This window comes from Streptomyces sp. PTY087I2 (genome assembly GCF_001687325.1).
Classification (GTDB): domain Bacteria; phylum Actinomycetota; class Actinomycetes; order Streptomycetales; family Streptomycetaceae; genus Streptomyces.
Genome location: NZ_LZRD01000021.1, coordinates 59,681 through 85,423 on the forward strand (window position 1 = coordinate 59,681; position 25,743 = coordinate 85,423).

26 protein-coding genes are annotated in these 25,743 nt (G+C 72.0%); 18 read left to right on the forward strand and 8 right to left on the reverse strand.

Going from position 1 to position 25,743, the window contains the following annotated elements; translation table 11 throughout:
* Window positions 1-226 precede the first annotated feature (226 nt).
* The 7 genes from A3Q37_RS23390 to A3Q37_RS23420 all read left to right on the forward strand — a co-directional run bounded on the left by A3Q37_RS23390 (window position 227) and on the right by A3Q37_RS23420 (window position 9,962).
* Window positions 227-1,444: an SUMF1/EgtB/PvdO family nonheme iron enzyme gene (locus A3Q37_RS23390; RefSeq protein ID WP_107471580.1), complete on the forward strand. Its 1,218-nt coding sequence runs from the start codon at window positions 227-229 to the stop codon at window positions 1,442-1,444.
* Window positions 1,445-1,475: 31 nt separating this feature from the next.
* The gene (locus tag A3Q37_RS23395) at window positions 1,476-1,955 is read left to right on the forward strand and encodes a pyridoxamine 5'-phosphate oxidase family protein (protein ID WP_369691468.1); all 480 of its coding nucleotides are present in this window, start codon (window positions 1,476-1,478) and stop codon (window positions 1,953-1,955) included.
* A gap of 43 nt (window positions 1,956-1,998) precedes the next feature.
* The gene (locus A3Q37_RS23400; RefSeq protein WP_065487592.1) at window positions 1,999-3,282 is read left to right on the forward strand and encodes an MFS transporter; all 1,284 of its coding nucleotides are present in this window, start codon (window positions 1,999-2,001) and stop codon (window positions 3,280-3,282) included.
* Entirely contained in the window at window positions 3,282-4,010 is a 729-nt protein-coding gene (locus A3Q37_RS23405) for a bifunctional 2-polyprenyl-6-hydroxyphenol methylase/3-demethylubiquinol 3-O-methyltransferase UbiG (protein WP_065487593.1), read from the forward strand. Before A3Q37_RS23400 ends, A3Q37_RS23405 begins: the two co-directional genes overlap by 1 nt.
* A gap of 93 nt (window positions 4,011-4,103) precedes the next feature.
* Window positions 4,104-5,315, forward strand: a complete 1,212-nt coding sequence (locus A3Q37_RS23410; protein ID WP_065487594.1) for a cytochrome P450 — start codon at window positions 4,104-4,106, stop codon at window positions 5,313-5,315.
* 102 nt (window positions 5,316-5,417) lie between these two features.
* On the forward strand, window positions 5,418-6,605 hold the full coding sequence (locus A3Q37_RS23415; RefSeq protein WP_065487595.1) for an ATP-grasp domain-containing protein: 1,188 nt from the start codon (window positions 5,418-5,420) through the stop codon (window positions 6,603-6,605).
* A gap of 135 nt (window positions 6,606-6,740) precedes the next feature.
* Window positions 6,741-9,962: a tetratricopeptide repeat protein gene (locus A3Q37_RS23420; protein WP_065487596.1), complete on the forward strand. Its 3,222-nt coding sequence runs from the start codon at window positions 6,741-6,743 to the stop codon at window positions 9,960-9,962.
* Between the two features lie 159 nt (window positions 9,963-10,121).
* On the opposite strand, the gene A3Q37_RS23425 is transcribed toward A3Q37_RS23420, so the two are convergent.
* A complete protein-coding gene (locus tag A3Q37_RS23425; protein WP_065487597.1) occupies window positions 10,122-10,367 on the reverse strand; it encodes a hypothetical protein in 246 nt (81 codons plus the stop codon).
* Window position 10,368: 1 nt separating this feature from the next.
* Window positions 10,369-11,250 carry a mycothiol conjugate amidase Mca gene (mca, locus tag A3Q37_RS23430; RefSeq protein ID WP_079137946.1) on the reverse strand — a complete coding sequence of 294 codons (882 nt, stop codon included), beginning with the start codon at window positions 11,248-11,250 and terminating at the stop codon, window positions 10,369-10,371.
* 157 nt (window positions 11,251-11,407) lie between these two features.
* Here mca and A3Q37_RS23435 point away from each other — a divergent pair, with 157 nt between their 5' ends.
* Both A3Q37_RS23435 and greA read left to right on the forward strand, forming a co-directional pair.
* Entirely contained in the window at window positions 11,408-11,824 is a 417-nt protein-coding gene (locus tag A3Q37_RS23435; protein WP_065487671.1) for a DUF4307 domain-containing protein, read from the forward strand.
* 242 nt (window positions 11,825-12,066) lie between these two features.
* Complete coding sequence (gene greA / locus A3Q37_RS23440; protein ID WP_006127137.1) at window positions 12,067-12,564, forward strand: transcription elongation factor GreA; 498 nt, start codon at window positions 12,067-12,069, stop codon at window positions 12,562-12,564.
* Window positions 12,565-12,661: 97 nt separating this feature from the next.
* Here greA and A3Q37_RS23445 read toward each other — a convergent pair whose 3' ends face one another.
* The 3 genes from A3Q37_RS23445 to ilvA form a co-directional block, all read right to left on the reverse strand.
* Entirely contained in the window at window positions 12,662-13,528 is an 867-nt protein-coding gene (locus tag A3Q37_RS23445) for an ABC transporter permease (RefSeq protein WP_065487599.1), read from the reverse strand.
* On the reverse strand, window positions 13,525-14,499 hold the full coding sequence (locus tag A3Q37_RS23450) for an ATP-binding cassette domain-containing protein (protein ID WP_065487600.1): 975 nt from the start codon (window positions 14,497-14,499) through the stop codon (window positions 13,525-13,527). Before A3Q37_RS23450 ends, A3Q37_RS23445 begins: the two co-directional genes overlap by 4 nt.
* Before the next feature lie 161 nt (window positions 14,500-14,660).
* Window positions 14,661-15,890 (reverse strand): threonine ammonia-lyase, encoded by a 1,230-nt coding sequence (gene ilvA / locus A3Q37_RS23455; protein WP_065487601.1) that lies wholly within the window; start codon window positions 15,888-15,890, stop codon window positions 14,661-14,663.
* Between the two features lie 156 nt (window positions 15,891-16,046).
* Between ilvA and A3Q37_RS23460 the strand changes: the two genes are divergently transcribed.
* From A3Q37_RS23460 to A3Q37_RS23475, 4 genes are all read left to right on the forward strand, one after another.
* Entirely contained in the window at window positions 16,047-16,577 is a 531-nt protein-coding gene (locus tag A3Q37_RS23460; protein ID WP_065487602.1) for a MarR family winged helix-turn-helix transcriptional regulator, read from the forward strand.
* An 82-nt stretch (window positions 16,578-16,659) separates the two neighbouring features.
* Window positions 16,660-17,127, forward strand: a complete 468-nt coding sequence (locus tag A3Q37_RS37325; RefSeq protein ID WP_065487673.1) for a sigma factor-like helix-turn-helix DNA-binding protein — start codon at window positions 16,660-16,662, stop codon at window positions 17,125-17,127.
* Window positions 17,124-17,387 carry a hypothetical protein gene (locus tag A3Q37_RS37330; RefSeq protein ID WP_065487672.1) on the forward strand — a complete coding sequence of 88 codons (264 nt, stop codon included), beginning with the start codon at window positions 17,124-17,126 and terminating at the stop codon, window positions 17,385-17,387. Before A3Q37_RS37325 ends, A3Q37_RS37330 begins: the two co-directional genes overlap by 4 nt.
* 70 nt (window positions 17,388-17,457) lie before the next feature.
* A complete protein-coding gene (locus A3Q37_RS23475) occupies window positions 17,458-17,655 on the forward strand; it encodes a DUF1059 domain-containing protein (protein WP_065487603.1) in 198 nt (65 codons plus the stop codon).
* A 63-nt stretch (window positions 17,656-17,718) separates the two neighbouring features.
* On the opposite strand, the gene A3Q37_RS23480 is transcribed toward A3Q37_RS23475, so the two are convergent.
* The gene (locus A3Q37_RS23480) at window positions 17,719-18,864 is read right to left on the reverse strand and encodes a cystathionine gamma-synthase (RefSeq protein WP_065487604.1); all 1,146 of its coding nucleotides are present in this window, start codon (window positions 18,862-18,864) and stop codon (window positions 17,719-17,721) included.
* Window positions 18,865-18,930: 66 nt separating this feature from the next.
* Here A3Q37_RS23480 and A3Q37_RS23485 point away from each other — a divergent pair, with 66 nt between their 5' ends.
* The 4 genes from A3Q37_RS23485 (at window position 18,931) to msrA (ending at window position 24,076) form a co-directional block, all read left to right on the forward strand.
* A complete protein-coding gene (locus tag A3Q37_RS23485) occupies window positions 18,931-20,034 on the forward strand; it encodes a hypothetical protein (RefSeq protein ID WP_065487605.1) in 1,104 nt (367 codons plus the stop codon).
* A 293-nt stretch (window positions 20,035-20,327) separates the two neighbouring features.
* The gene (locus A3Q37_RS23490; RefSeq protein WP_065487606.1) at window positions 20,328-22,025 is read left to right on the forward strand and encodes a M48 family metallopeptidase; all 1,698 of its coding nucleotides are present in this window, start codon (window positions 20,328-20,330) and stop codon (window positions 22,023-22,025) included.
* A 119-nt stretch (window positions 22,026-22,144) separates the two neighbouring features.
* On the forward strand, window positions 22,145-23,260 hold the full coding sequence (locus A3Q37_RS23495) for a hypothetical protein (RefSeq protein ID WP_065487674.1): 1,116 nt from the start codon (window positions 22,145-22,147) through the stop codon (window positions 23,258-23,260).
* A gap of 150 nt (window positions 23,261-23,410) precedes the next feature.
* Window positions 23,411-24,076 (forward strand): peptide-methionine (S)-S-oxide reductase MsrA, encoded by a 666-nt coding sequence (gene msrA, locus A3Q37_RS23500; protein ID WP_065487607.1) that lies wholly within the window; start codon window positions 23,411-23,413, stop codon window positions 24,074-24,076.
* A gap of 56 nt (window positions 24,077-24,132) precedes the next feature.
* On the opposite strand, the gene A3Q37_RS23505 is transcribed toward msrA, so the two are convergent.
* Window positions 24,133-24,537 (reverse strand): RodZ family helix-turn-helix domain-containing protein, encoded by a 405-nt coding sequence (locus A3Q37_RS23505; protein ID WP_079137947.1) that lies wholly within the window; start codon window positions 24,535-24,537, stop codon window positions 24,133-24,135.
* A 155-nt stretch (window positions 24,538-24,692) separates the two neighbouring features.
* Between A3Q37_RS23505 and A3Q37_RS23510 the strand changes: the two genes are divergently transcribed.
* Window positions 24,693-25,103, forward strand: a complete 411-nt coding sequence (locus A3Q37_RS23510; protein WP_079137948.1) for a YrdB family protein — start codon at window positions 24,693-24,695, stop codon at window positions 25,101-25,103.
* An 8-nt stretch (window positions 25,104-25,111) separates the two neighbouring features.
* On the opposite strand, the gene A3Q37_RS23515 is transcribed toward A3Q37_RS23510, so the two are convergent.
* Window positions 25,112-25,669: a hypothetical protein gene (locus A3Q37_RS23515; protein WP_065487609.1), complete on the reverse strand. Its 558-nt coding sequence runs from the start codon at window positions 25,667-25,669 to the stop codon at window positions 25,112-25,114.
* Between the last annotated feature and the right edge of the window lie 74 nt (window positions 25,670-25,743).

The following is a 25,743-nucleotide window of genomic DNA, read 5'->3' on the forward strand; positions in this document are numbered from 1 at the left end:
AGAAGGCGACGACCAAGTGGGAGGCCTGACAACAGGGCCACCACCGAGTGCCGCCGCCCGTCGAACCGGGCGGCGGCACCCCTCCCCCTTCCACGCTTTCGCGAGAGAGCCTCCACCAGATAGGTCCGCCGCTTTGAATTCCGATGCATTCGACGTACGGGTGGAAAAAGGGATCTCCCAGGCTCGCGACATCGCCCGGAGCGGAGAGGTGGGCGCCTTGTGCGCCATGGCGCGCGAGCATCGCGACTGGCCCGTGCGCGCCGGGTGCATCGAGCTCCTGGGAGAGTATTTCTCGGATGTCGAGGAAGCCAGGGAAGCCATCGCCTACGGCACCCACGACCCCGTGGACCAGGTGGCGTTCACAGCGATCCGCACAGCGGGGGAACGGCGGGTCGACACCGCGATACGCGACCTGATCGGGATCGCCGGATGGCCCAGCCGGATCACGCGTGAGCACACCAGCAAACCGGTGGGGTTCGGCGCCGCCTACACGAAGCGGGCGCTGCTCTCCATCTTCGGGTCGGAGGATCCCGACACGCTGCGCCGGCTGGAGGACGAGCACTTCGCCGGTCTGCGCCGGAAAGTGGCGGCCGAGACGCGGCAGCGGAACCACGACGACGTCGTGCACGTGCCCGGCGGTCCCTTCATCGCCGGCGCCTCGCAGGAGCACATCGACCTGGTGCACCAGCAGGTCGGCTCCTTCCAGATGAACGACCAGGACAATCCCCTGCGCGTCGTCGAGCTCCCGTCGTTCACCATCGACCGGACCGCCGTGACGAACCGGCGCTACGCGGAATTCCTCGCCGCGGCGGACGGCACGGACCGGTTCGACCACCCCGATCAGCCGGTCGGTCACGACCACACGCCCGCCCACTGGCACGACCCGCGCTTCAACGGCCCCGACCTGCCGGTCGTGGGCGTCGACTGGTACGACGCCTGGGCCTTCGCCTCCTGGGCCGGCGGGCGCCTGCCCAGCGAGGACGAGTGGGAGAAGGCCGCGCGCGGCACGGACGCCCGGGTCTTCCCCTGGGGGGACGAGTGGGACGCGGCGAACGCCAACGAGGTCTCCCGGGCCTTCGGCGTACTGCCCAAGGACCGCCTGGAACTCGAACAACTGCTGGAAGCCGCGCATATGGACCCCCCGAAGAGCCCGGTGCTCGCCGCGGACTCGCTCCCGGGCAGCGCAAGCCCCTACGGAGCTCTCAACCTCTCCGGTAACGTCTGGGAGATGACATCCACGAATTTCTACACAAGGGAGGAGATGGACCCCTTCTTCAAGACGCGGAAGCCGATCGAGTTCATGAATAGAAGGGATGCCTTCTACGCCCTCCGCGGCGGAACATGGACTTCGCCCGCAGTCTGCCTGGCAACGTATTACCGAGGAAAAGACCTGCTCACCGACCGGCACAACGAAATCGGGTTCCGTTGCGTGTATTCGAGCTAGCTCCCCAAACCGCGACGAAGGGCTTCACCCCGTGCCGACCGTGAAATACAAGCGCCGCGCGGACGGTTTCGGAGAACTGACCGGTGCACCGTTCAGCGTGGACGAATTCCTCCTCCAGCCGCTGGTCGCCAGGATCGCCACAGGGAATCTCGTGGTACGGCCGACCTGGTATCTGTGGGAGGACGAGTCCTTCTGGGTCTTCAGCGGCGCGTGGTCCCGCATGGCGAAACGACTCCGTGCCGACCCGAGATTCGAACTCGTCGTCGACAGCTGCGACCCGCGTACCGGAGAAGTGCGTCAGGTCATCGGCCGCGGGCAGGGTGCGGTCGTGGAGTTCGACACCGATCGCGGACGCCGCAAACTGACCCGCTACCTGGGACCCGACGAGAGCCTGTGGGACGCCCGGTTCGCCATCCGGGGCACGGTCGAGGACATCTGGTGGATACGGCTGACCCCGGACACGCTCTGGGTCTCCGACCAGTCCTTCCGCCCCTCGATCGACCACCCGTGACCGCCGCCCGCAGCGGTGCCGCTACACGCAAGGGACATGCAAGATGTCGCAGCCTGCCACGCCGGAGTGGTCCTACGTCCAGGCGTTGAAGAACCCCCGGCTGGCTCTCTTCCTGGGCGGTGTGGCCTTCTCCGGTATCGGCGACGGCATGCTCATCGCCGCGATCCCCCTGTTGGCCATGAAGATTCACGGCGACCTGCCGGTGGCCATCGCCGTGTCGCTCGCGGCAGCCGCGCCCTTCGTCTCCTCCACCCTCGTCGCCCTCCCCTTCAGCCTCGGCACCCGGCGCTTTCCGGTGCGGGGCGGGCTGGTCTCCGACTGCCTGCTGCGCGGGGCCGCGCTCGCCGCCGCCGGGCTGGCGGCCGTCAGCGAGAACCTGACGATCTTCGCGCTCATCGGCGCGTTGTTCGTCGGGTCCTGCCTGCGTTCCGTCGGCACGCCCGCGACGAGGCTCGCCGCGCTCGGTATGGCGCCGAGCCACGGCCGGTTCGCCGTCAACGGACTGCTGGCCACGGTCCGGCAGTTCACGCTGTACGTGGTGGGCCCCGCCATCGGCGGACTGATCGCCGGCTTCGCCAGCCCGGAGTGGGCGTTGGTGGTCGACGGCGCGACGTTCCTGCCGCTGCTGCTCGCCACGCTTCTGGTCGTGCCCCGTTCTCCCTCGACGCGCAGGGAGGCGAAGGAGAACGAGTCCGGGCTGAAGGTGATGCGCAGGCTCCCGGTCGCCTGGCGGCTGCTGATCGTCGTCTTCTTCTTCAACCTGCTGTACATGCCGGTGGAAGTCGCGTTGCCCCTGCTGGTCAACGGCCCGCTCGGCGGCGACGGCAAGGCCCTCGGCGTCGTATGGACCCTCTTCGGGGCCGGCGCCCTGCTGGGCGCACTGGCGACGAACTTCCTGCGGTCCGTGCCTCAGGTTCCCCTGATGATGGGCATCATCGCCTCCTGGGGAGCCACCACGGTCGGGCTGGCGCTCAGTCAGAACGTGGCGTCGGCGGCCGTCGCCTTCTTCGTCGGCGGCGTGGTCTACGCGCCGTTCACGCCGGTGGCGTACTCCTACCTGCACACCTTCCTCTCGGAGAAGGACGAGCAGCCCGTCCTGACCCTCTGGTCCACGGTCTCCACGCTGGCCGCGCCCATCGGCCTGCTGGCGGCAGGCCCGCTCGTCCACGCCCTCGGCGGCCGTGGGGCCGTCTTCCTGTCGGCGTTCCTCATCCTGGCGCTCGCGCTCGGAATGACGCGGATGCGGCCGATGGCACCACCTGAGGACCCGCCCCCGGCCGCACCGGCCGTCCAACTCGGTAAGCACCAGCAGAACAGGGAGACGTGATGGGTTACGACATCGCCGCGTACGGGGACAAGCGGCCGGACTACGACACGATGCTGTGGGAGCTCCGGCAGGACGAGGCCGAGGCGAGCGCCTTCCTCGCCGGCCTCGCCACGGACGGCCGGGCCCTGGAGCTCGGGATCGGGACCGGGCGGGTGGCACTGCCGCTGGCGCGCCACGGGGTGTCGGTCACCGGCATCGAAGGCTCCTCGTCGATGGTCGACCAGCTGAAACGGAAGATCGCCGACGAGAGCGTCGACGTCGTCGTCGGTGACTTCGCCGACGTGGCCGTCGACCAGACCTTCGACCTCGTCTACTGCATCAGCGAGACGTTCTTCCTCCTGCCGACCCAGGAAAGCCAGATCGCGTGTGTACGCAACGTGGCGGAACGGCTGACGAGCGGGGGGCAGTTCGTCGTCCAGGCCACCGTTCCCCAGCACGGGCTCTTCTGCAAGAAGGAGAGCACCCACACCCGTCACGTGGGCGAGGGAAGCGCGGTGGTCACCGCCCGGCGGCACAACCGCGCGGAACAGCGGGTCGACGTGCAGAACATCGTGTTCGACAGCGAGGGCAACACGTTCCACCCGCTGCACTACCGCTACGTATGGCCGTCCGAACTGGACCTGATGGCGAGGCTGGCAGGACTCGGCCTGGTCTCCCGCACGGGCGACTGGAACGGCTCCGGCTACGACGCTTCGGGGGGATACGTCGCGGTGTACCGAAAGCCGTGACCTCGAAGGGACGTCCCGCGCCCGGAGGGACTTCGCGTGCCCCGGAGGGACGTCCCGTGACCCGAAACCGTCGGTGACGAAACAGAGGATGACATGGAATCCGTTCTGCCCAGGCTCCCCTTCCAGCGGCGCGGGATATTCGACGTTCCCGGAGAACTCCGCGAGATGCAGCGCGGCGGGGACCTGGTCAAGGTGCTCACCGCGGCGGGGGACGAGGCGTGGCTGGTCACCCGCTACGAGGAGGTGCGGAGCCTGCTCGCGGACGCGCGGCTCGGCCGTTCCCACCCCGCCCCGCGGGACGCGGCCCGCCTCGGCAACTCGGCGCTCAGCACCGCGGGCCCGGTCGGGAGCTACGCGTCGGAGCAGGAGGACCACGCCCGCTACCGGCGCAGGCTGACTCCGGCGTTCTCCGCGAAGCGCATGCGGCTGCTGCGGGAGAGCACCGAGGAGGTCATCCGGGAGACCCTGGACGCGATGTCCGGGCTCGCCTCTCCCGTCGATCTCCACCAGGTCTTCTCCATGCCCGTCTCGCTGCACGTCATCTGCCGGCTCCTGGGCGTTCCCTACGAGGACCACGACCGCTTCCGTGCGTGGTTCGAAGGGCTGGCCGGCATGGCGGACCTCCAGAAGTCCTCGGAGGCGCGGCAGGCCATGGGCGCATACATGGCCGCGCTGGCGGAGCGCAAGCGCGGCCACCCCGGCGAGGACCTCATCAGCGATCTGGTCCACTCGGGGGACATGACGATCGGGTCCCACGCACCGGGGAGCGAGGCGGCCCTGGACGACCTCTCCTACGTGGCCGCCTCCCTCCTCTTCGCCGGATACCGGACCACCGCGATCAAGATCGATTACGGTGCGGTGCTCCTGCTCGCCGACGAGGGGCAGCGAGCCGCCCTGCGGGCCGAGCCCGCGCTCGCCGAGACCGCGGTGGAGGAGGTCCTGCGGCTGTCGTCACCGGACCACCCTCTTCTCCGGTACGCCCGCGAGGACCTGGTCATCGCCGGCACGGCCGTGCGGGCCGGCGAAGCCGTGCTCCTCTCCACGCTCGTCGCCAACCGCGACCCGTCGGTCTTCCCGGAACCGGACGCGTTCGACATCGCGCGGGACCCCAATCCACACCTGTCCTTCGGGCACGGCCCCCGGCTCTGCATCGGCACCACGCTCGCCCGCATCGAGATCGCCGCGGCGCTCAGGATGCTGTTCGAGCGCTTCCCCTCGCTCCGCCTCTCCGTTCCGCACGAAGAACTCACCCGGCGGACGGACATGATGATGGGAGGCCTCTCGCGGGTTCCGGTCGAGTGGTGAGCGGCGTACGGGCAGAGACATCCGGCGAGTGGGGAGTGGAACGTGTCAACAGCGGTTCTCGTCATGGGCTGTGGCCTCAGGTCAGGACATGGACGTGATCAGATGCGGCTCCTGCACGAGCAGGCGCGGCGCAGAGGACTGGAACTGATCGGGGCGGAGAAGCCCGCGAACCTGTCGTTCGCCGACGCGTCGAAGTTCTCCGCCCTCGTTCCGTGCGACGTGGAGGACGCGGCGGCCGCCGTGGCCACGATGACGTCGGTGGACGCCGAAGTCGCCGGGGTGCTGGCGTTCCGCGACCTGTGCGTCGAACCCCTCGCGGCAGTGGCCCGGGCACTGGGGATACCGGCGATCAGCCCGTCGGCGGCCAGGACCACCCGGAACAAGGACCTGAGCCGGGAACGTCTGCGGGAAGCCGGTCTGCCGCAGCCCGCCTCCGCGCTCGTCCGGAACGTGACGGAGGCCCGGGAGTTCCTCGACTCCACGCCTCCGGGCCCCTGGATCGTCAAACCACGCGACGGCATGGGGAGCGCGCAGGTCGATCTCGTCCGCTCGGCGGCCGATCTGGAGCAGGCGTTCTCCGGCCGCCCGCACGGCTCGCCCGCCCTGATCGAAGAGTTCGTACCCGGTCCGGAGTTCTCCGCCGACGGAGTGGTGGTGGGCGGTGTTCCCGTCATCACCGCACTGGCCCAGAAGTCTCTGGGCCCCTGTTTCGTGGAGACCGGTCATCGCGTTCCCGCGGACCTCTCCGATGCGCAGGTCGCCCTGGTGGACGAGCAGATGAGAGTGGCTCTGCCCGCGGTGGGCCTCGACCGGGGCCTGTTCCACGTCGAGTTCTGGACGCATGACACAGGAGTCGTTCTCGGCGAGATCCACGCCAGGCCGGGCGGCGCGTTCATCCCGACGATGGCCGAGTACGCGCGGCCCGGACTGGAGATGTACGGGCTCTACCTCGACGACGTGCTGGGACGGCCGTCCCGGCCGATTCCGCCCACCACCCGCAGTGCGGGCATGCGCCACCTGATCGTCCAGCCTCCCGGGCGGCTCGTCTCGGTCTCCGGCTGGGACGCGGCGGTGGCCGTCGACGAGTGTGTGGCGTCGGGCCTGCTGGTGGGGCCGGGCGACCGGATCGGCCCCGTCACCTGGTCCGCCGACCGGCACGGCTTCGTCGTGGTCGAAGGGGCCTCGGGAGCCGAGGTGGACGCCTGCCTCGACCGGATCGAGAACGGCATCGGCTTCGAGGTGACCCAGGACGGGCCGCCCGAGCCGGTGAGCCCTCCGTCCGCTCCTTGACCCTCCCTTGCCCGGTGCCCCTCGCGCCGGAGCGTGCTACGCAGGACACTTGACCCCGACACCGGGTATCCGGCGCTTGATATCCGACGCTCCGGAACCCGGGATCCGGAACGCAGCTCTCGGAGGGGGACACATATGCGGGACAGCCATCGGGCGGAAGCCGAGAGGCTGTTGGTGCGGGCCGTGGAGGAAGAGGCGCGGCGCAGTGGCGGGCGGACCGATGCCGGTGCGCTGATGTCGCGGGCGCGGGCGGCGCTCGACACCATGGCCGCCAGCGCGGGCGAGGAGTACGCCGCGTACACGCAGGCGTTGGACTCGGCGGCGGCCGGCGACCGGCCGCTGGCGGAGCGCTTCAGCAGAGCGACGCTCGGAACGCCCCTGCTGGTGACGGGAGTTGCCGCGGCCGCCGCGTTCGGCGCGGATCTGGCGCTCGGCGCGAACACCGGTCTGGCGTTCGGCGCGGGCGCGGTCGTCGCGGTGGCCGGTACGGCGACGACCGTGGCGAAGGTGACCGCCTCGCACTGGCCCGCCGCCCACCGCCGGGCCGCGGCGGCCGGACAGCCGGGCGGGGCCGAGCAGTTGCGGCTCCAGTGGCTGACCGCCCTGGAGGTACGGGGCATCCGCCCGTATCTGGACCAGCAGCGGATGCTCAACCCCGCCAAGCGCGCCCCGAAGAAGCAGACCACCCCGGTGGTCAAGCAGTTGCGCGGCGGTGACCGCAGCGCGGCGGCCCGCACCCGGGTGGTGCTGGAGCAGTCGTTCGGCCATCTCCCGCAGGCGGACGGGCCGTTCAGCGGGCGGCGGGCGGAGCTGGCGCAGATCGCCCGGTGGGTGCACGCGGCCCGCGCCTCCACGCAGACCCGGCCGACCGTCGTCGTGCTGCACGGCGCCCCGGGGTCGGGGCGGACCGCGCTCGCGGTGCGGGCGGCCCACACGCTCAAGGACCAGTTCCGGGGCGCGTGCGTGGTCGATCTGCGCGGCCAGGTCGCCGGGGAGAATCCGCTGCCGACCCGCGACGCCCTGCTCCATCTGCTGAACCGGCTGGGCGCGCCGCGCGAGCAACTGCTGTTCCGGGAGGGCTCGTCGGCGGAGCAGCAGGTGCGGCGGCTCTCCGAGCTGTACCACCAGCACCTCACGGGGACGCCGGTCACGATCGTGCTCGACGACGCGACGGACGCCGGCCAGGTGCGCACCCTGGTGCCGGAGCGCTCGGACAGTCTGGTGCTCGTCACCGCCCGGGAGCCGCTGGAGCTGCCCGAGGACCTGGCGGCCTGGGTGCACCAGCTGCCGGTCGGCGCGCTGGACGCGGCGGGTGCGGAGGAGCTGCTGCGGGAGGTCGCCGAGGAAGAGGAGGCCGGACCGTACGACTACCCGTCGACGGACGCGATCGTGGAGCTGTGCGGCGGGCTGCCGCTGGCACTGCGGGTGGCCGGTTCCGCGCTGGGGGCGCGCAGTCGGCACACGCTCGCGGAGGATCTGGGGGCGTACGGGCCCGTGGATCCGGTGGAGCGGGCCCTGTGGCTGCGCTACACCGACCAGGGCGATCAGGCCCGGCGGCTGCTGCGGCGGCTCGCGCTGGCGGGCCGGGCGAGCCTGGGCGCGGCAGCGGCGGCCGCGCTGCTCTCCGCCGACGAGCAGGAGGCGGACCGGCTGCTCACCGTGCTGGCGCGGGCCGGGCTGCTCACCCGCGTACGGGGATCGCGCTACCGGCTGCACGATCTGGTGCGGGCCTTCGCGCTGGCCCGGCTGCTGGACGAGGAGGAGCCGGCCGAGCGGACGGCCGCCCAGGAGCGGCTGCTGACGAACTACGCGGAGCTGGCCGACGCGGTGATCCGGATGGTCGACGGGAAGATGTCGACCCGCGCCGGGCAGTTCGGCTCGCACGGCTTCGGTTCGCTGGACTCGGCGCTGCGCTGGCTGGACGACGAGTCGAGCTTCATCACGTCCGCGCTGCGGCACGCGGAGGGCGTCGACCAGGCCACGGTGCTGCATCTGCTGGGCGCCCTGTGCGACTACTGCCTGCTGCGCGGCGACCTGTACCGGCTGGGTGAGATCAGCGAGCTGACCCAGGCCGTGGACCAGGGGCTGCTGGAGCGTTCGGTGCAGTGGCGTACGGGCATCGCGGCCCGGCAGCTCGGTGAGCTGGACAAGGCCCGCACCACGCTGTCCTCCGTCGTCGGGCTCTACCACGAGGCGCAGAACGACGCGGGCGAGGCGCTGGCCCTCTGCTCGCTCGGCATCACCCTGCACCACCAGGGCAACCTGACCGAGGCGGCGGCCCGGCTCGGCGAGGCGCTGGCCCTCCAGTCGTCCGACGCGCAGGCCGAGGACCGGGCCTGGACCCTGCACGCGCTGGCCGCGGTGGAGCGCGACCGGGGCGATCTGCCGAGGGCGCTGGCGCTGCTGGCCGACGCGCTGCGGCTGCACCGAGAGGGCGAGTCGCTGCACGGCGAGGCGTGGACGCAGTTCCAGCTGGGCCAGGTGCGGCTGCGCACCGGCGAGGTGGCGGCCGCCGAGGAGGCCCTGAGCACCGCCCTGGAGCTGTACGGGCGCACGCGTGACGGGCGCGGTGAGGCGTGGGCGATCACCCAGCTGGCCCGGGCCCGGCTGCTGGACGGGGACCCGGCCGCCGCGCTGGAACAGCTGCGGGACGCACTGGACCGGCACCGGGACAACGAGGACGCGCGCGGTGAGGCGTGGACCCTGTACTACCTGGGTCAGGCGCTGGAGGAGGACGGGGACACCGATCAGGCGGTACGTGAGCTGGAGCGGGCCCGCACGATGTTCTCCCGGATGCGGGACGTGTACGGGCTGGCGTGCGCCCGCCACCACTCGGGCCGGGTGACCCGGGACCAGCGGGCCGCGCAGACGGGCAACCTCCGCAATTCGGGGTTCGCCCGGCAGCTGCTGATGGACGCGCGGGCCGATTTCCGGCGGATCAAGGTGCCGTACGGCGAGGCGTGGGCGTGCGTGGAGCTGGCGTTGATCGACGCGGGCAACGGGCGGGCCCCGCAGGCGCTGGAGCTGTGCGGGGAGGCGGCGGAGCTGTTCGATTCGTACGGGGACGCGCGGGGCGGCGACTGGGCCCGGTTCCTGCGCTGCACGCTGCTGCCGTACGCCTCGCCCGGGGGCAGCGAGGTGGGCACGGTGGTTGCCCAGCAGGAGCTGGCCGAGCTGGTCGAGGCCCGGCATCCGGCGCGGGACGCCAAGCTGGAGCAGTCGGCGGCGGCGTTCGCGGTGGCGCTGGAGCGGGGCGTGGACCTGGAGGACGGCTGGCAGGCGTGGCGGCTGGGGCTCACCCCGACCCGTAGCGCCGGCCAGATCATGGGCGTGGCGGTGGAGCCGGCGAGGCCGTGACCCCGCGCCCATGAGCGTACGGGGAGCATGACCGTACGGGACGGGAAACCGGGAACGAGGCGTCCGGCAACCCCGGCCGGACGCCCTTCCCGTTCCCGTACGCGCGAAACCGCCCCCGTACGCGCGGAACCGCCACCCGTACGCGCGAAGCCCGGCGCGCTACTTGCCGGGCGAGGCCGCCTTGCCCTGGTCCCCGGCGGGCCCGGCCGCCACCGCGTCCGGGTCCGGGGCCTCCTCGAAGTTCACCCGGCCCATGTGCCGGTTCATCGACTTCATCAGGGCCCACACGCCGACGGCGAGCGCGGCGAAGACGAGGAAGCCGAGGACGCCGGGGGTGACCTTGTTCTTGTCGAGCTCTTCGGCGGCGAGCGGGACGAGGTGCGTCAGTGCCTGGGTCGCGTACATATCAGGCATTGTCGCGGATGCCCGCGAAGAGGTCGCTCTCGGGGAGGGAGGTATCGACCAGAGACTTCGCCAGCTCGTACTCCTCGGTCGGCCAGACCTCGCGCTGGATGTCCATCGGGACCCGGAACCAGCCGCCCTCGGGGTCGATCTGCGTGGCGTGTGCGATCAGCGCCTTGTCGCGGATCTCGAAGAACTCGTCGCAGGGGATGTGCGTGGTCAGGGTGCGCTCGACCCGCTCGAACTCCTTCCACCGCTGGAGCCACTCCCCGTACGGCGACTCCAGACCGCGGGCGAGCAGCGCCTCGTGCAGGGCGACGGTGCGCGGCCGGTTGAAGCCCTGGTTGTAGTAGAGCTTCCGCGGCGTCCAGACCGGGCCGAACTCGTCCTCGGGGAAGCGCTCCGCGTCGGCCGCACCGTCGAACGCGATCGTCGAGATCGTGTGCGTCATGATGTGGTCGGGGTGCGGGTAGCCGCCGTTCTCGTCGTACGTGGTGATGACCTGCGGCCGGAACGCGCGGATCTTCGCCACCAGGCGCCCCGCGGCGAGCTCCGGGTCCTCCAGGGCGAAGCAGCCCTCGGGCAGCGGCGGCAGCGGGTCGCCCTCGGGCAGCCCCGAGTCGACGAAGCCGAGCCACTCCTGCTGGACGCCCAGGATCTCCCGGGCCTCGTCCATCTCCTTCTTGCGGACCTCGTGGATGTTCTTCTCGATGTACGCGTCGCCCTGGAGCTTCGGGTTGAGGATGGAGCCGCGCTCGCCCCCCGTGCAGGTCACGACCAGCACGTCCACCCCCTCGGACACGTACTTGGCCATGGTGGCCGCGCCCTTGCTCGACTCGTCGTCGGGGTGGGCGTGAACGGCCATCAGTCGCAGCTGCTCAGTCAAAGCTCGATCCTCAGTCATCGGTCGCTCGGGTCGATCATGGGTCGCTCTGCTCCATCCGGTCGGTGTGGGGCGCGATCGGGTGACAGGCGTGCGGCTTCTATAGTGACTGAACGAGGGGCCGGAAAATTCCTCGATGCCCGGTCCGGAGGGAACGATCATGACGACGGTTCGCGAGGCTGCGCCCGAGGGGCGGTACGGCCGGACCGAGGACCAGCGCGCGGACCGCAAGCTGAAGATCGTCGGATCGGTCCTGGGCGTCGCTCTGCTCGGCGTGATCGGGTGGATCGGTTACGACTACGTGGGCAACCAGGGCATCAGCGGCGAGATGATCAAGTTCAAGGTCGTCTCCGACACCCGGGCCGACGTCCACCTGGAGGTCCGCAAGGACCGCGAGGGCCACGGCTACTGCGTGGTGCGGGCGCTCAGCGAGGACGGTTCCGAGGTGGGCCGCAAGGAGGTCCGGTTCGATCAGGCCGAGGACCGGATCGACGAGGTCGTGTCCGTGGTGACCCGGTCCCGGGCGACGGCGGTCGAGCCGATGGGCTGCACGGCCGACGACGGCCCGCGCGGCTGACCCGGACCCACCGGACCCGGACCTACCGGATCCGGACGCACCGGCTCTGACCTGCGGCGATACGAGGCACGGCGGCCGGTCCTGGCGTGTGACGGTTTACCTTCTCCCCCTTTTCCTGCGGAATTGTTAGGCTCGTGGTTTCGCCCACCCGCAGAGGCACATGCTTCTGGGTAGGGCGATGCTTTGTATTCCCAACACTTCCCAGCATTCCCAGCACTTCCCAGTACCGACGAGGAGCACCTGTGACTCAGACCAGCGAAAACGTCACCTGGCTCACGCAGGAGGCGTACAACCAGCTCAAGGCCGAGCTGGAGTACCTGTCTGGTCCCGCGCGCACGGAGATCGCCGTCAAGATCGCGGCGGCCCGTGAGGAGGGTGACCTCCGGGAGAACGGCGGGTACCACGCGGCCAAGGAGGAGCAGGGCAAGATGGAGCTTCGGGTGCGCCAGCTCACCCAGCTCCTGGAGCACGCGAAGGTCGGCGAGGCGCCGGCCGACGACGGCGTGGTCGAGCCCGGCATGGTCGTCACGATCGCCTTCGACGGCGACGAGGACGACACGCTGACCTTCCTGCTCGCCTCCCGCGAGTACGCCAGCACGGAGATCGAGACGTACTCCCCGCAGTCCCCGCTCGGCCTCGGTGTGAACGGCAAGCGGACGGGCGACGACGCGGACTACGAGCTGCCGAACGGCAGGACCGCCTCGGTGAAGATCCTGGCGGCGAAGCCCTACACCGGCTGACCGTCCGGCCACAACGACGCATACGACCACGACGCGGGAGCCCCGGCCTTCTCGATGAAGGCCGGGGCTCCCGCGTCGTGGGTCGGTCCTCGGTGGCTCAGGTGGCCGCCGAGCGGTACTTGCGGACCGCGAGGGTCCGGAAGACCACGATGATCAGCACCGACCAGATGATCGAGGCGAGGATCGGGTGCTCCATCGGCCAGGCCCCGGTCACGGACTTCGGCACGCCCGGCATCGTATTGCCGAACAGCTCGCGGGCGCCGGCCACCGTGGCGCTGAAGGGATTCCACTCGGCGACGTGCTGGAGGAACGTCGGCATGCCGGTGACCGGCACGAAGGCGTTCGAGATGAACGTCAGCGGGAACAGCCAGATCAGCCCGCCGGAGGTCGCCGCCTCCGGGGTGCGGACGGACAGGCCGATCAGCGCGCCGATCCAGGAGAACGCGTAACCGAGCAGGAGCAGCAGCAGGAAGCCGCAGATCACCTTGCCGATGTTCTCGTGGGTGCGCCAGCCCACCAGCAGGGCGACGCCCGCGAGGACGACGAGGGTGAGGGTGGTCTGCACGAGGTCGGCGAGTGTCCGTCCGGTGAGAACGGCGCCCCGGGCCATGGGCAGCGACCGGAAGCGGTCGATGAGCCCCTTGTGCATGTCGTCGGCGATGCCCGCGCCGGCGCCCGCGGTGGCGAAGGTGACGGTCTGGGCGAAGATGCCCGCCATCAGGAACTCCTTGTACAGCTGCGGGTCGGTGGAGCCGCCGATGCTGATGGAGCCGCCGAAGACGTAGGTGAACAGCACCACGAACATGATCGGCTGGATCAGTCCGAAGATCACCATCTCGGGGATCCGGGTCATCCGGATCAGATTCCGCTTGGCGACGACGAGGGAGTCCTTCACGGACTGCGTGACTCCGCCGGAGGGGCGGGGTACCAGCGTGGGGGCGTCGTCCTTGGCGATCGCGCTCACCGGTCGTCCTCCTTGTCCTCGTTCTGGTTCGCCTCGGCCGCGTGGCCGGTGAGGGAGAGGAAGACGTCGTCGAGGGTGGGCCTGCGCAGGGCGATGTCGTCGATCTCCACGCCCTGGGCGTCCAGGTCGCGGATGATCTCGGCCAGCAGCTTGGCCCCGCCGCTGACCGGGGCGGTCAGCTTGCGGGAGAGCTGGACGACGGTGACCTCGCCCTTGCCGACGGAGGCCAGGACGGAACGGGCCCGCTCGATCTCGTCGGGGCGGTGCACGACGATCTCGACGCGCTCGCCGCCGGTGCGGGCCTTGAGCTCGTCGGAGGTGCCGCGGGCGATGACCTTGCCGTGGTCGATGACGCAGATGTCGTTGGCGAGGCGGTCGGCCTCCTCCAGATACTGCGTGGTCAGCAGCAGGGTCGTACCGCCCGCCACCAGGTCCTCGATCACGTCCCAGAGCTGCTGCCGGTTGCGCGGGTCGAGGCCCGTCGTCGGCTCGTCCATGAACATCACGGGCGGCGACACGACGAGCGCCGCCGCGAGGTCGAGGCGCCTGCGCATACCGCCGGAGTACGTCTTGGCGGTGCGGTCGGCGGCGTCGCCGAGGTTGAACCGCTCCAGCAGGACGTCCGCGCGGGCCTTCGCGTCCTTGGCGCTCAGCTGGTAGAGCTGCCCGACCATCTGGAGGTTCTCCCGGCCGGTCAGATACTCGTCGACGGCGGCGAACTGCCCGGAGAGCCCGATCGAACGGCGTACCTCGTTGGGCTTCTTCAGTACGTCGATCCCGGCCACGGTCGCCGTGCCGCTGTCCGGGCGCAGCAGCGTGGTCAGCACGCGTACGGCGGTGGTCTTGCCCGCGCCGTTGGGCCCGAGCAGTCCGAGGACGGTGCCCTCGGGGACGTCGAGATCGACACCGCCCAGGGCTCGGACGTCGCCGAAGGTCTTCACCAGACCCTCGGCGTGGATCGCACCTGGCATGGAGAGACACTCCCCCGTCACTCGTGGACGACTGCGCCCGTACGGAGCCGGTGCCGGTAGGGAGCCGGTGCCCGTACGGGCCTACCCGGCGATCCTAGGATTCGTGGGGCCGTATCGCGCGGCAAATAACGCGATCCGGCCAGTCGGCGCGAACCGAGCGGTCAGCCTATGACCCGGTAGCCCTCCGCGCGCAGCGTCTCCTCGACGTCGGCGCAGTGCTGCGGACCCTTCGTCTCCAGATACAGGTCCACCTCCGCCTCGGTCAGCCCGAGGCGCGGGTCGGTGCGGACATGGCTGATGTCGAGGACGTTGGCGTCGGCGACGGTCAGCGTGGCCAGCAGGGCGGCGAGTGCCCCCGGGCGGTCGGTGAGCCGCAGCCGCAGGCTGAGGTAGCGGCCCGCCGCGGACATCCCGTGCCGCAGGATGCGCTGCATCAGGAGCGGGTCGACGTTGCCGCCGGACAGCACGGCCACCACCGGCCCGCGGAACGCCTTCGGGTCGCTGAGCAGCGCGGCCACCGGGCTGGCCCCGGCGGGCTCGACGACGAGCTTGGCCCGCTCCAGGCAGAGCAGCAGCGCGCTGGACAGCTCGTCCTCGGTGACCGTGCGGACCTCGTCGACCAGCTCCTCGACCAGGGCGAACGGTACGTCGCCGGGGCGGCCCACCTTGATGCCGTCGGCCATCGTGGCCGGGGCGTCCAGCGAGACGGGGTACCCGGCGGCGAGGGAGGGCGGGTAGCAGGCGGCGCCCTCGGCCTGGACGCCCACGATCCGGACGTCGGGGCGCAGGGCCTTCACGGCGACGGCGACGCCCGCGGCGAATCCGCCGCCGCCGATGCCGAGGACGATCGTGCGGACCTCCGGGCACTGCTCCAGGATCTCCAGGCCGACGGTGCCCTGGCCCGCGATGATGTCGGGGTGGTCGAAGGGGTGGATGAAGACCGCGCCGGTCTCCTCCGCGTACCGCTGGGCGGCGGCGAGGGTCTCGTCGACGACCTGGCCGTGCAGCCGCACCTCGGCCCCGTACTCGCGGGTCGCGGCGACCTTGGGCAGGGGCGCGCCGACGGGCATGAAGACGGTGGAGCGTACGCCGAGGAGGGACGAGGCGAGCGCGACGCCCTGGGCGTGGTTCCCGGCGCTGGCGGCGACCACCCCGGCCGCCCGCTCCACCGGGGTGAGCCCGGAGATCCGGACGTAGGCGCCGCGCAGTTTGAAGGAGCCGGTGCGCTGGAGGTTCTCGCACTTGAGGTGGACCGGGGCGCCGACCAGCTCGGTCAGATGGCGGCTTCCCTCCATGGCGGTCACCCGGGCCACCCCGTCCAGCATTTTCTGCGCGCCCCGGACGTCGTCGAGGATCAGGGCCGGGTGGTGGGCGGTCGCGCGGAAGTTCATGCCCGCAAGTCTTGCAGCTCGTACGGTGCGCGGCAGACTTGTCCATGGTGGCCTGCGGTGGTGTCCGCAGGTTTGTGCGGCACTGGTACACGTTGCCCCGGGGCCGCGTACTCTGTCCCCCACTCATCCGACACCGCACGAAGAGAGTCCCCGGCCATGCCCCCTCAGGACATGACGACTGCTGCGTCTCCTTCCGGGGGCGCCGCCCCCGAACACCCGGGCCCCGACCGCCTGCTGGACGCGCTCCAGCACCAGGTGGCGGTCTTCGCCCGCCGTGCCGAGCAGACCCGCCTCGGCGGTGTCGGCCAGGTCCGCAACTCGATGGACCGGGCGGCGTATCTGCTGCTGAACCGGCTGGACAAGGAAGGGCCGATGGGCGTCAAGGCGCTGGCGGCCGGGATGGGGATCGACTCGTCGACGGTGACGCGGCAGGTCGCGCCGCTCGTCGACACGGGTCTGGTCAAGCGCACGTCGCACCCGGAGGACGGCCGGGCCGTGGTGCTCCAGCTCTCCCCGCGCGGCCAGGCCCGCCTGGAGGAGGTCCGCGACTCGCGGCGTGAGCTGATGTCGCAGGTGACGGACGGGTGGACGGAGGAGGAGCGGGACACGTTCTGCGCCCTGCTCACGCGTTTCAACGGGTCGCTGGCGGCCCGGCAGGCCGCGTACCAGCCGCCGCAGCCCGACTGACGCCCGCACCTGTCCCTTCCTGTCCCTTCCTCCGCGTCCGGACTCTTGACCGGGGCGGTGCACCGGGGCTCGTATGTGGTGCATGGCAGAGCGGGCGACCCATCGGGACCGGCTCCGCGCCCTGGAGTTCGAGGCCTTCGTGGCGGGCGCGGGCGGACGCCTGCTGCACACGGCGACCCTGCTCACCGGCGAACCCTCGCAGCCGCCGGGCGCGTACGTCCGGGCCGAGGCGCTGCTGCGCGCGGCGCTCTCCCGTACGTACGCCGACTGGGACCGGCTGCACGGCGGCGACCCCTACGACCGGGCCCGCCGGGAGCTGGCCCTCCGCTTCGCCCGGGAGGCCCGGCGCCACCAGCGGCCCCGCGGCGGTCTGCTGGACCGGCTGACCCCGATCGAGCGCCTGGTGCTGGTCCTGCGGATGTACGAGGAGGTCGGCGAGGAGCAGACGGCGGCGCTGCTGGGCCTCCCGGCCGACCGGATCCGCGCGGTGTGCGCCCGGGCGGTGGCGACGCTGCGGGCGGGCGGGCCCCGTGGCCGGGTGACGTCGTGAGCGCCGGCCGCCGGGAGCCCGACCCGCGTGAGGAGCAGGTCCGGCGGATGCTGGACGGCCCGCATCCGGTTCTGCCGCCGGACCTGGCCGCGCAGGCGGTCCGGCACGGCGCGCGCCGGATGCGGCTGCGCCGGGCGGCGCACCGGACGGCGGGCTGGCTGCTGGCCCTGGTGCTCGTGGCGTTCCTCGTCTGGGCCGGCGTCGAGCAGCCGTGGGCGACCGAGCCCGCCCAGGTCACTCCCCCGCTGGAGGGCTGGTGAGCCGTTGGGCCCCCGGCGCGGAAGGCATACGCTGGAGAAGGCGGCTGTCGTACGAGCCGAGGAGGCCGTGATGACGAGGAAGACCGCGGACTGCCGCAAGTATCCGAGCGAGATGAACTGCACCCTCACCCTCACCGGTGAGGAGGACGAGGTCGTCCGGGCCGCGAGCGAGCACGCCGCTTCGGTCCATGGCCACGAGAACACTCCCGAACTGCGCGAGGAGATCAGGGGTCTGCTGGAGGACGCGGACGAGAAGGTGAGCGCCTGAGCGCCGGAACGCGAGGGGCGCCCGCCGGAACCGGCGGGCGCCCCTGTGCTGACCGGTGCCGGATCAGCCCAGCGCCTGCGTGAGGTCGGCGAGCAGGTCGTCGCCGTTCTCGATGCCGACGGAGAGCCGGACCAGGTCGGCGGGGACCTCCAGCGGGGAGCCGGCGGCGGAGGCGTGCGTCATCCGGCCCGGGTGCTCCAGGAGGGACTCCACCCCGCCGAGGGACTCGCCGAGCGTGAAGAGCTTCGCCCGGTTGCAGACCTCGACCGCCGCCTCCTCGCCGCCCGCGACGCGGAAGGACACCATGCCGCCGAAGGCCTTCATCTGCTTGGCGGCGACCTCGTGGCCGGGGTGCTCGGGCAGGCCCGGGTAGAGGACCTGGGAGACCTTGGGGTGCCGGGTCAGCAGGTCGGCGACCTTGGTGGCGTTCTCGGTGTGCCGGTCCATGCGGACGGCGAGCGTCTTGATGCCGCGCAGCACGAGCCAGGCGTCGAAGGGACCGGCGACCGCGCCCATGGCGTTCTGGTGGTACGCCAGTTCCTCGGCGAGCTCCGGGTCGCTGACGACGAGCGCGCCGCCGACGACGTCGGAGTGGCCGCCCATGTACTTGGTGGTGGAGTGCACGACGACGTCCGCGCCGAGCGCGAGGGGCTGCTGGAGGTAGGGCGAGGCGAAGGTGTTGTCGACGACGAGGCGGGCCCCGGCGTCGTGCGCGACCTGGGCGACGGCGGCGATGTCGGTGATGCCGAGCAGCGGGTTGGACGGGGTCTCCACCCAGACCGCCTTGGTGCGCGGGGTGATCGCGGCCCGTACGGCGGACACGTCCGAGGTGTCGGCCACGGAGAACTCCACGCCCCACCGCGAGGCGACCTTCGCGAACAGCCGGAACGTACCGCCGTAGGCGTCGTTCGGGATGACCACGTGGTCGCCGGGGGTCAGCAGCGTACGCAGGAGGCAGTCCTCGGCGGCGAGGCCGGAGGCGAAGGCGAGACCGCGGCGGCCGCCTTCGAGGGCCGCGAGGTTCTCCTCCAGGGCGGTGCGGGTCGGGTTGGCGCTGCGGCTGTACTCGTATCCGCCGCGCAGTCCGCCCACGCCGTCCTGCTTGTACGTGGAGACCTGGTAGATCGGCGGTACCACCGCGCCGGTGAGGGGGTCGGCGGTGTTCCCCGCGTGGATGGCGAGGGTTTCGAAGCTGTGCTGGTCGCTCATGGGGCCGAGCGTAGTTCGTCGCAAGGGCGCTTACCGGCCACTTGCTGCTCCGGGGACAATGGGTCCATGGAGATTCTGTTGTTCCTGCTCGCGATGTGCATGCTCGCGGCGGTCGTCGGCCCCTGGGTGATGCGCCGCCGGGGCGGTATCCGCCAGGTCGCCCCCGGTTCGCCGGACGCCGCCGACCCGGACACGTACGGCTTCGCCCGCCAGGAGGAGCTGGACGTCCGGATGCCGGGCCCCGACCAGGACCTCCTGGACGTGCTCGACGTCGTCCAGGGCACTCAGCAGTGGCAGGCGGCCTCGCAGCTGCTTGCCGGGACGCCGAAGGAGGGCGAGGTGCGCTGGCAGCGGGTGCAGGCCTTCGCGGGCGCGGCCTCCCTGGAGCTGGCGCAGCAGCCGGGCAAGGGCGGCTCCTGGCTGCGGGCCTGGCGCGCGGAGTCCCCGAAGGACGCGGGCGGGGCGGCGGTGCACGCGGAGTTCCTGGTGCAGCAGGCGTGGCGGTCCTCGGCGGCGGGCAGCGACGACTTCCGGATCATCCTGGAGGAGGCCCGTACGGTCTGCGGCGAGGCGGCCCTGCTCGCCCCGGGCGACCCCGTGCCGTACATCGTGGAGCTGGCGGTGGCCCGGGGCCTGAACTACACCCCCGAGCAGTTCGACCAGCTGTGGGCGAAGATCATCGACCGGGCCCCGGCGCACATGGGCGCGCACATCGCCGCGCTGCACTTCCACTGCGAGAAGTGGCACGGCTCGCGTGCGGACGCCGACGCGTTCGCCACGGCCGCCGCCGCCCGCGCCCCGCAGGGTTCGCTGCTGGCGGCGCTGCCGCTGTTCGCGGTGTACGAGCACCTGCCGGAGGTCAACCTGGTGCAGAACTTCTACCGCAGCAAGGTGGTGACCAGGGCGGTCGAGGGCGCGATGTTCGCGGTGCACGCGGCGCGTCCGGACGACCCGATGCTGGCCCACGTACGCCACCTCCTGGTGCTGTTCCTGGTGCACATGGAGCGCTGGTCGGAGGCGATGCACCAGCTGATCCGCATCGACGGCCACGTGGGCGCCCTGCCGTGGACGGCGGAGCCGGACCCGGCCGCGCAGTACACGGTCTACCGGGCGCTGGCGGTCGCGGGGTACGAGGCGAACGGCGGCAGCCCGGCGACGCTGCCGCACTGAACGCGACGCTGCCGCGGTGAGGGACGCGCTGCCGCGCCGAGCACGGCAGTGGGCGCCCCGGCGCTGAGCACGGTGCGGTAACAGCTGCTGACCAGGGCTGATTTACGTTTGCCGCCGGTTCGTCCGGTGCGACATACTCCGGTTCCCCCCACACGCACGTTCGACTCGTACGTTCGGCATCCATGGCCGATACCCAGGGTCGACGCGCCCCCTTGTTCACTTCGCGTACCGACCCGGCGCCCCGCGCGCCCGTGGGCGGGACCGTCTTCCTTTCCCGTGGGGGGAACCGCCCGATGGGCCCAACACTGCGCGCCACGCGCGCTCTCGTCCTGCTTGCGGGTTTCTACCTGCTCGGCCTCGTCCTGCTCGCCGCCCTGGCCGCCGTCGACTGGGCGGCGGCCGTCCACACCCCCGGCCCCTTCGCGCTGAAGGTCTTCATCGTCAGCGCCGTGCTGGCCGTCCCGATCGTCCGGGGCATGTTCATGCTCCGGACGCCCCCGGACGAGGGCGTGCCCGGCGTACGGGTGGACGACAGCCAGGAGCCACGGCTCTGGCAGACCGTGCGGGACATCGCCCAGCAGGTCGGGACCCGCGCCCCCGACGAGATCCTGCTCACCGGCGACGTCAACGCGACGGTCGGCGAGGACTCCCGCTTCCTCGGGCTCGCGGGCGGCACCCGGCGGCTCCACATCGGACTGCCGCTGATGACGGGCCTGTCCGAGACTCAGCTGCGGGCCGTGCTCGCCCACGAGATGGGCCACTACGGCAACGCCGACACCCGCCTCTCGGCCATCTCCGAACGCGGTCGTGTCCACGTGCTGCGCACCATCGCCCACTTCGAGGAACGCGCCGGCGCCAAGGTCTCCAAGGAGCGCGCCCGGCAGGAGAAGAAGGCCGCCGCAGCCGTCGCCAGGGGCAGGAAGGCGAAGGAGGTCGACACCACCGGCACGGGCATCACCTACCGGGCGATGGCGCGGCTGTACACGGCGTACGGGAAGTTCTATCTGCGCGCCACCCTCTCCGGCTCCCGCCGCGCGGAGTTCGCCGCGGACATCGCGGCGGCCCGGATCGCGGGCCGCGACGCGACCGCATCGGCGCTGCGCGAGATCCCGGTCATCGACGCGGCCCACGACTTCTACCTGAACTGCTACGCGACGCTCGGCGCCGACGCGGGCCTGCTACCGCCGCCGGGTGAGTTCCTGGGCGGCTTCCGCCATCTGCTGGCCGCCCGCCACGAGGAGCTGGACGCGATGCGCGCCGGCCCGCTGCCCGCCGAGCCCGTCTCCCCGTACGACTCCCACCCGCCGATCGCCGAGCGCGTCGCCCGGATCGAGGCGCTGCCGGACGACGGCCGCGCCTCGGACCCGGTCCGGCCGTCGCTGTCGCTGCTGACCGACGCGGAGGGTGCCCTCGCCGCCGTCGAGGAGACCGTGCTCACCCCGGCCGCGCTGGGGCTGCGGCGACTGGACTGGCCGGAGCTGGTCCACGCCGCGATGAGCGTCCAGACCGAGCAGTCCGCTCAGCGCTTCGGCGCGCTGGTGCTCGGGACGGAGGGCGACGGCGGTACGCCGGGGCGCGAGGCCGACGGCACGTCACGGCCCGAGCCGGAGGGCGACGGCGCCAAAACCCTGGGGGCGCTGCTCGACGCGATCGACGCCGGTGCGCTGTGGCGGATCGCCGAACGGCTCCCGCGCTCCAAGGCGGCGGCTGCCGCGACCGGCCGGGCGGCCCGCGAGTTCGCCCGTCCCCAGCTGCGCGCGGGGCTGTCGCAGCTGGTCAGCGCGGAGTACCTGCGCCAGGGCCGGGCCCGCTGGCAGCTGTCCTGGACGGAGTCCGCCGCGCTGGAGCTCCCGTACGGGCACGCGGACGAACTCCCGGCCGCGCTGGAGGCGGCGGTGGCGGACCGCCCGGACACGGGACCGCTGCGCGCGCTGCTGGAACCGGCGTCCACGCCCCAGGTCTCCGAGCCCGGCCCGGGCTCCACCGTGTAGCCGCGGGCTGCTCCACCCGGTTCCGACTCCGGCTCCGGCTGCGGTTCCGACTCCGTGGAACTCCACGGAACCGTCCCCGTCCCCATCCCCCTTTCCTCCCCATAGAGAGACGCGAAGTGATCACCGTGCTCTGGGCCGTACTGGCCGTCATCGCCCTCATCGTCCTGGCCATCGGCCTCTGGTTCCTGAAAGCCATCGTGCAGGGCGCCCTGGAGGGCTGGCGGGGCGACGGTTCGGACGAGCCCGACGGCCCGTACGAACTGCCGGAGGAGTGCGCGGCCCTCGGACTGCTTCCCCCCGACCGGCAGAACACGGACAGTGCGAGCCCGGTGCCCGCCGAACTGACCGCGGCGCTCGACGCGGTGGGGCGCGGCGAGTGGGAGCCGGCCGCCGAACTCATGGGGCGTACGGCCGCCGAGCGCGACTGGGAGAACCGGTCGGCGTACGCGTACGAGCTGGGCGACAAGGCCGCGCAGGACGACACATGGCTGCTGGCCTGGGAGACGGCGCGCCCCGACGACCCGGACGCGGCGGTGGTGCGGGCCCGCAGCACGGTCTCTCTGGCCTGGGACATCCGGGGCGGGAAGCGGGCCCAGTACACGACGGGTGAGCAGTTCCGGGGCTTCCACGAGACGCTCCAGCGCTCACGCGCCGAGACGGAGCGGGCCGCCGAGCTGAACCCGGAGGACCCGACCCCGTACATCACGGAGATCTGGACCGCGCTCGGACTCGGTTACCCGCACGCGGAGATGGACCGGATCTGGGCCGCGATCACCGAGCGTGCCCCGTACCACTACGAGGCGCACTTCTCCGCGGTCCAGTACTGGTGCAAGAAGTGGCGCGGCTCGCACGAGCTGGCCCGGGCGTTCGCCGCCGAGGCCGCCGCGAAGGCGCCGCTGGGCAGCCTGCTGACCGCGTTCCCGCTGATCGTGCACTTCGAGCATGACGAGACCACGGACCAGGAGGCCGACCGGACGCCGGAGATGGTGGCCCTGGTCGATGCCGCCCTCGCGGACGTGGCCGCCGCCGACCCGGCCCACCCGCGGCTGGCGGAGGTGCGTCATCTGCTGGCGTACTACCTCTCGCTCCAGGACCGCGACGCGGCGGCGGTGGAGCAGTTCCGGCTGGTGGACGGTTACGTGAACGCCCTGCCGTGGCGCTACCGGACCGAGCCCGCCGAGGAGTACTGCTCCCTGCGCGACCAGTCGGTGCGCGCGGCACCCGCGACCGCCTGAGCCGGGGCGAGGCGAGGGCGGGATTCCGGGGCGGGGCGGGGGCGGGAGCCGGGGAACGAAGAGCGCCCCCGCCCCCGTCCGCGCCCCGGAATCCCGGCGGCCCCTCCCTTGTTGTACGTGACGACCCGACCGACCCCGGAGGAGCCCCGCATGTTCCTGAATCACCGCACCCCCGTGCTCCCCACCCCGGAGCAGGCCCTGCGCGGCCGCCCCGTCCCCGAATTCACCGTCCCCTCCCGCCACACGGTCCTCGGCAATCCGCTGGTGGGCCCGTACCCGGAGGGCCTGGAGGTGGCGGACTTCGCGCTGGGCTGTTTCTGGGGCGCGGAGCGGAAGTTCTGGCAGACGGAGGGCGTGTGGACGACGCTGGTCGGCTACCAGGGCGGCTACACGGAGAACCCCACGTACGAGGAGGCCTGCTCGGGCCTGACCGGCCACACGGAGGCGGTGCGCGTCGTCTTCGACCCGGCCGTCGTGTCGTACGAGGAGCTGCTGAAGCTGTTCTGGGAGTCGCACAACCCGACCCAGGGCTTCCGCCAGGGCAACGACGTGGGCACCCAGTACCGCTCCGCGATCTACACCCACTCCCCCGCCCAGGCAGCGGCCGCCGACGCCTCCCGTGAGGCGTACCAGAAGGTCCTGACGGCCTCGGGCCACCAGGAGATCACCACGGAGATCCTCCCGGCCGAGGGCCGCCCGTTCTGGCCGGCCGAGGCGTACCACCAGCAGTACCTGGACAAGAACCCGGCCGGCTACTGCGGCATCGGCGGCACGGGCGTCTCCTGCCCGATCGGCGTGGCCCCGGCCGAGGGCTGAGCCGGGCGCCTGCCAACGCCCCGGCCGAGGGCTGAGCCGGAGCCTCGCGTTCCGGGTCAGGCCGCCAGCAGCACGCCGCCCATCGGGCCCGCAGGTGCCGCAGGGCCCGACCGGGACCGGTCGCGGGTGCGGGCCGCCGTAAGGCTCACCAACCGCTCCCCGGCCAGGGCCAGCACGTCCGCGAGGGTCAGGCCGAGCGCCTGGGCGGCGGCGGCCAGCACCTCGGACGAGGCCTCCTTGCGGCCGCGCTCCAGCTCGGAGAGGTAGGCCATGGAGATCCGCGCCGCGTCGGACACGTCCTTCAACGTCCGGCCCTGCGCCCGGCGTTCGCGGCGCAGCACCTCCCCGACGAGGTCGCGCCAGAGCGGCTCCCGGGGCCGGTCCCGGGGTGCCGGGTCCGCCGCCGTCGGGAGCGGGCGCAGGGGGATCACGTGGGCCTGGTTCGTCGCTCGGATGGTCACCGTCCCAGGCTAGGAGCGCGGCGCCCCCTCGGCACGGGGTGAGCGTTGCGCTCCGGGCGGATCTGCTGTCGGCGAAGTTCCGTGACAGACGGCCGGTCCAGCGGGGCGGCCGCTATCGTCACGCCCGACAGCGGGTTCTCTTCAGGGGGTTCGGGATGGCGCGAGAACGGCAGGCGGCGGGGCGCGCGGGGCACCACGATCCACACACGCTCCGGAAACACCCCTGGCTCGCCGCCAACGAAGTCCTCGCCTTCCTGCTGGAGCTCGCGGCGATCGGCTGCCTCGCCTGGTGGGGCTTCACCGTCGTGGACGGAGTTCTCGTCCCGGTCCTGCTCGGCCTCGGGGTACCCACGGCGGCCGTGACCCTGTGGGGGCTGTTCGCCGCGCCCCGCGCCCGGTTCAGGCCTCCGCTCGCGGGAGTGCTGGTGGTGAAGTCGCTGGTCCTCGGCGGTGGCGCGGCGGCTCTGTACGCGGTGGGGCACCCGGTCGCGGCCGTGGTGTTCGCTGTCGTGCTGGCCCTGAACACGGGCTGCGCGGAGTTCTACCGCCGTCGCCCGCCCGCCTGAACGCGTTCTCACCCGGCGGGGACTCGGCGGCGGTAGTAGGCGATCGCCAGAGCGATGGTGATGGGCCCCCAGGCGGCGACGGGCGTGACGCACACCGTCGCCAGCAGCCGCCAGGCGTCGTTGCTGTATCCGATGGAGTCGACGACGCCGTGGAGGGTGAGGCTGCGGTCGTCCCCGAGGGGGACTGCGGTGAACAGGACGGTGAGGATCAGGCCGCCGAGGACCGCCGGGGCGAAGGCGGCCAGTGGCCGGACGGGTCTGCCGCCGATGAGCGGTATCCAGGCGGGCGCCACCTCGCCCCAGCCCCGGACCAGCCCGATGGTCAGGATCGCGATCGCTTCCGTCAGCACGCTGAGCCCGAGGACGTACGGAATGCTCAGCCAGTAGGCGGGCATCTCACCCGCCTGCACCTGCCCCATCTCGAAGTGCAGCGCGAAGGGCAGCCGCCACAGGCACGCCGGCAGCAGGAGCAGCGGTAACGCGTGCGCCAGGCGCATCGCCCAGCGGGGAACGGGCCGCTCGGTGTCCCCCGCGGGCGGGGGCCGGTGGAAGAGCTTCGGTGTCATGGCTCCACCCTCGCGGGGCGGGCACGACGGGGAATCCCCCGCGCGGGCCGGCCCGCTCCCTCGCGCGGGTGAGA

Excerpts from the sequence above, each read along its gene's own strand:
- A3Q37_RS23480 (WP_065487604.1), bottom strand. The coding sequence starts at position 18,864 with ATGAGCGACCAGCACAGCTTCGAAACCCTCGCCATCCACGCGGGGAAC.
- A3Q37_RS23490 (WP_065487606.1), top strand. The coding sequence starts at position 20,328 with ATGGGCCCAACACTGCGCGCCACGCGCGCTCTCGTCCTGCTTGCGGGT.
- A3Q37_RS23515 (WP_065487609.1), bottom strand. The coding sequence starts at position 25,669 with ATGACACCGAAGCTCTTCCACCGGCCCCCGCCCGCGGGGGACACCGAG.
- A3Q37_RS23410 (WP_065487594.1), top strand. The coding sequence starts at position 4,104 with ATGGAATCCGTTCTGCCCAGGCTCCCCTTCCAGCGGCGCGGGATATTC.
- A3Q37_RS23475 (WP_065487603.1), top strand. The coding sequence starts at position 17,458 with ATGACGAGGAAGACCGCGGACTGCCGCAAGTATCCGAGCGAGATGAAC.
- A3Q37_RS37325 (WP_065487673.1), top strand. The coding sequence starts at position 16,660 with ATGGCAGAGCGGGCGACCCATCGGGACCGGCTCCGCGCCCTGGAGTTC.
- A3Q37_RS23400 (WP_065487592.1), top strand. The coding sequence starts at position 1,999 with ATGTCGCAGCCTGCCACGCCGGAGTGGTCCTACGTCCAGGCGTTGAAG.
- A3Q37_RS23415 (WP_065487595.1), top strand. The coding sequence starts at position 5,418 with ATGCGGCTCCTGCACGAGCAGGCGCGGCGCAGAGGACTGGAACTGATC.
- msrA (WP_065487607.1), top strand. The coding sequence starts at position 23,411 with ATGTTCCTGAATCACCGCACCCCCGTGCTCCCCACCCCGGAGCAGGCC.
- A3Q37_RS23420 (WP_065487596.1), top strand. The coding sequence starts at position 6,741 with ATGCGGGACAGCCATCGGGCGGAAGCCGAGAGGCTGTTGGTGCGGGCC.
- ilvA (WP_065487601.1), bottom strand. The coding sequence starts at position 15,890 with ATGAACTTCCGCGCGACCGCCCACCACCCGGCCCTGATCCTCGACGAC.
- A3Q37_RS23435 (WP_065487671.1), top strand. The coding sequence starts at position 11,408 with ATGACGACGGTTCGCGAGGCTGCGCCCGAGGGGCGGTACGGCCGGACC.
- A3Q37_RS23510 (WP_079137948.1), top strand. The coding sequence starts at position 24,693 with ATGGCGCGAGAACGGCAGGCGGCGGGGCGCGCGGGGCACCACGATCCA.
- A3Q37_RS23405 (WP_065487593.1), top strand. The coding sequence starts at position 3,282 with ATGGGTTACGACATCGCCGCGTACGGGGACAAGCGGCCGGACTACGAC.
- A3Q37_RS23485 (WP_065487605.1), top strand. The coding sequence starts at position 18,931 with ATGGAGATTCTGTTGTTCCTGCTCGCGATGTGCATGCTCGCGGCGGTC.
- A3Q37_RS23425 (WP_065487597.1), bottom strand. The coding sequence starts at position 10,367 with ATGTACGCGACCCAGGCACTGACGCACCTCGTCCCGCTCGCCGCCGAA.
- A3Q37_RS23450 (WP_065487600.1), bottom strand. The coding sequence starts at position 14,499 with ATGCCAGGTGCGATCCACGCCGAGGGTCTGGTGAAGACCTTCGGCGAC.
- A3Q37_RS23460 (WP_065487602.1), top strand. The coding sequence starts at position 16,047 with ATGCCCCCTCAGGACATGACGACTGCTGCGTCTCCTTCCGGGGGCGCC.
- A3Q37_RS23390 (WP_107471580.1), top strand. The coding sequence starts at position 227 with ATGGCGCGCGAGCATCGCGACTGGCCCGTGCGCGCCGGGTGCATCGAG.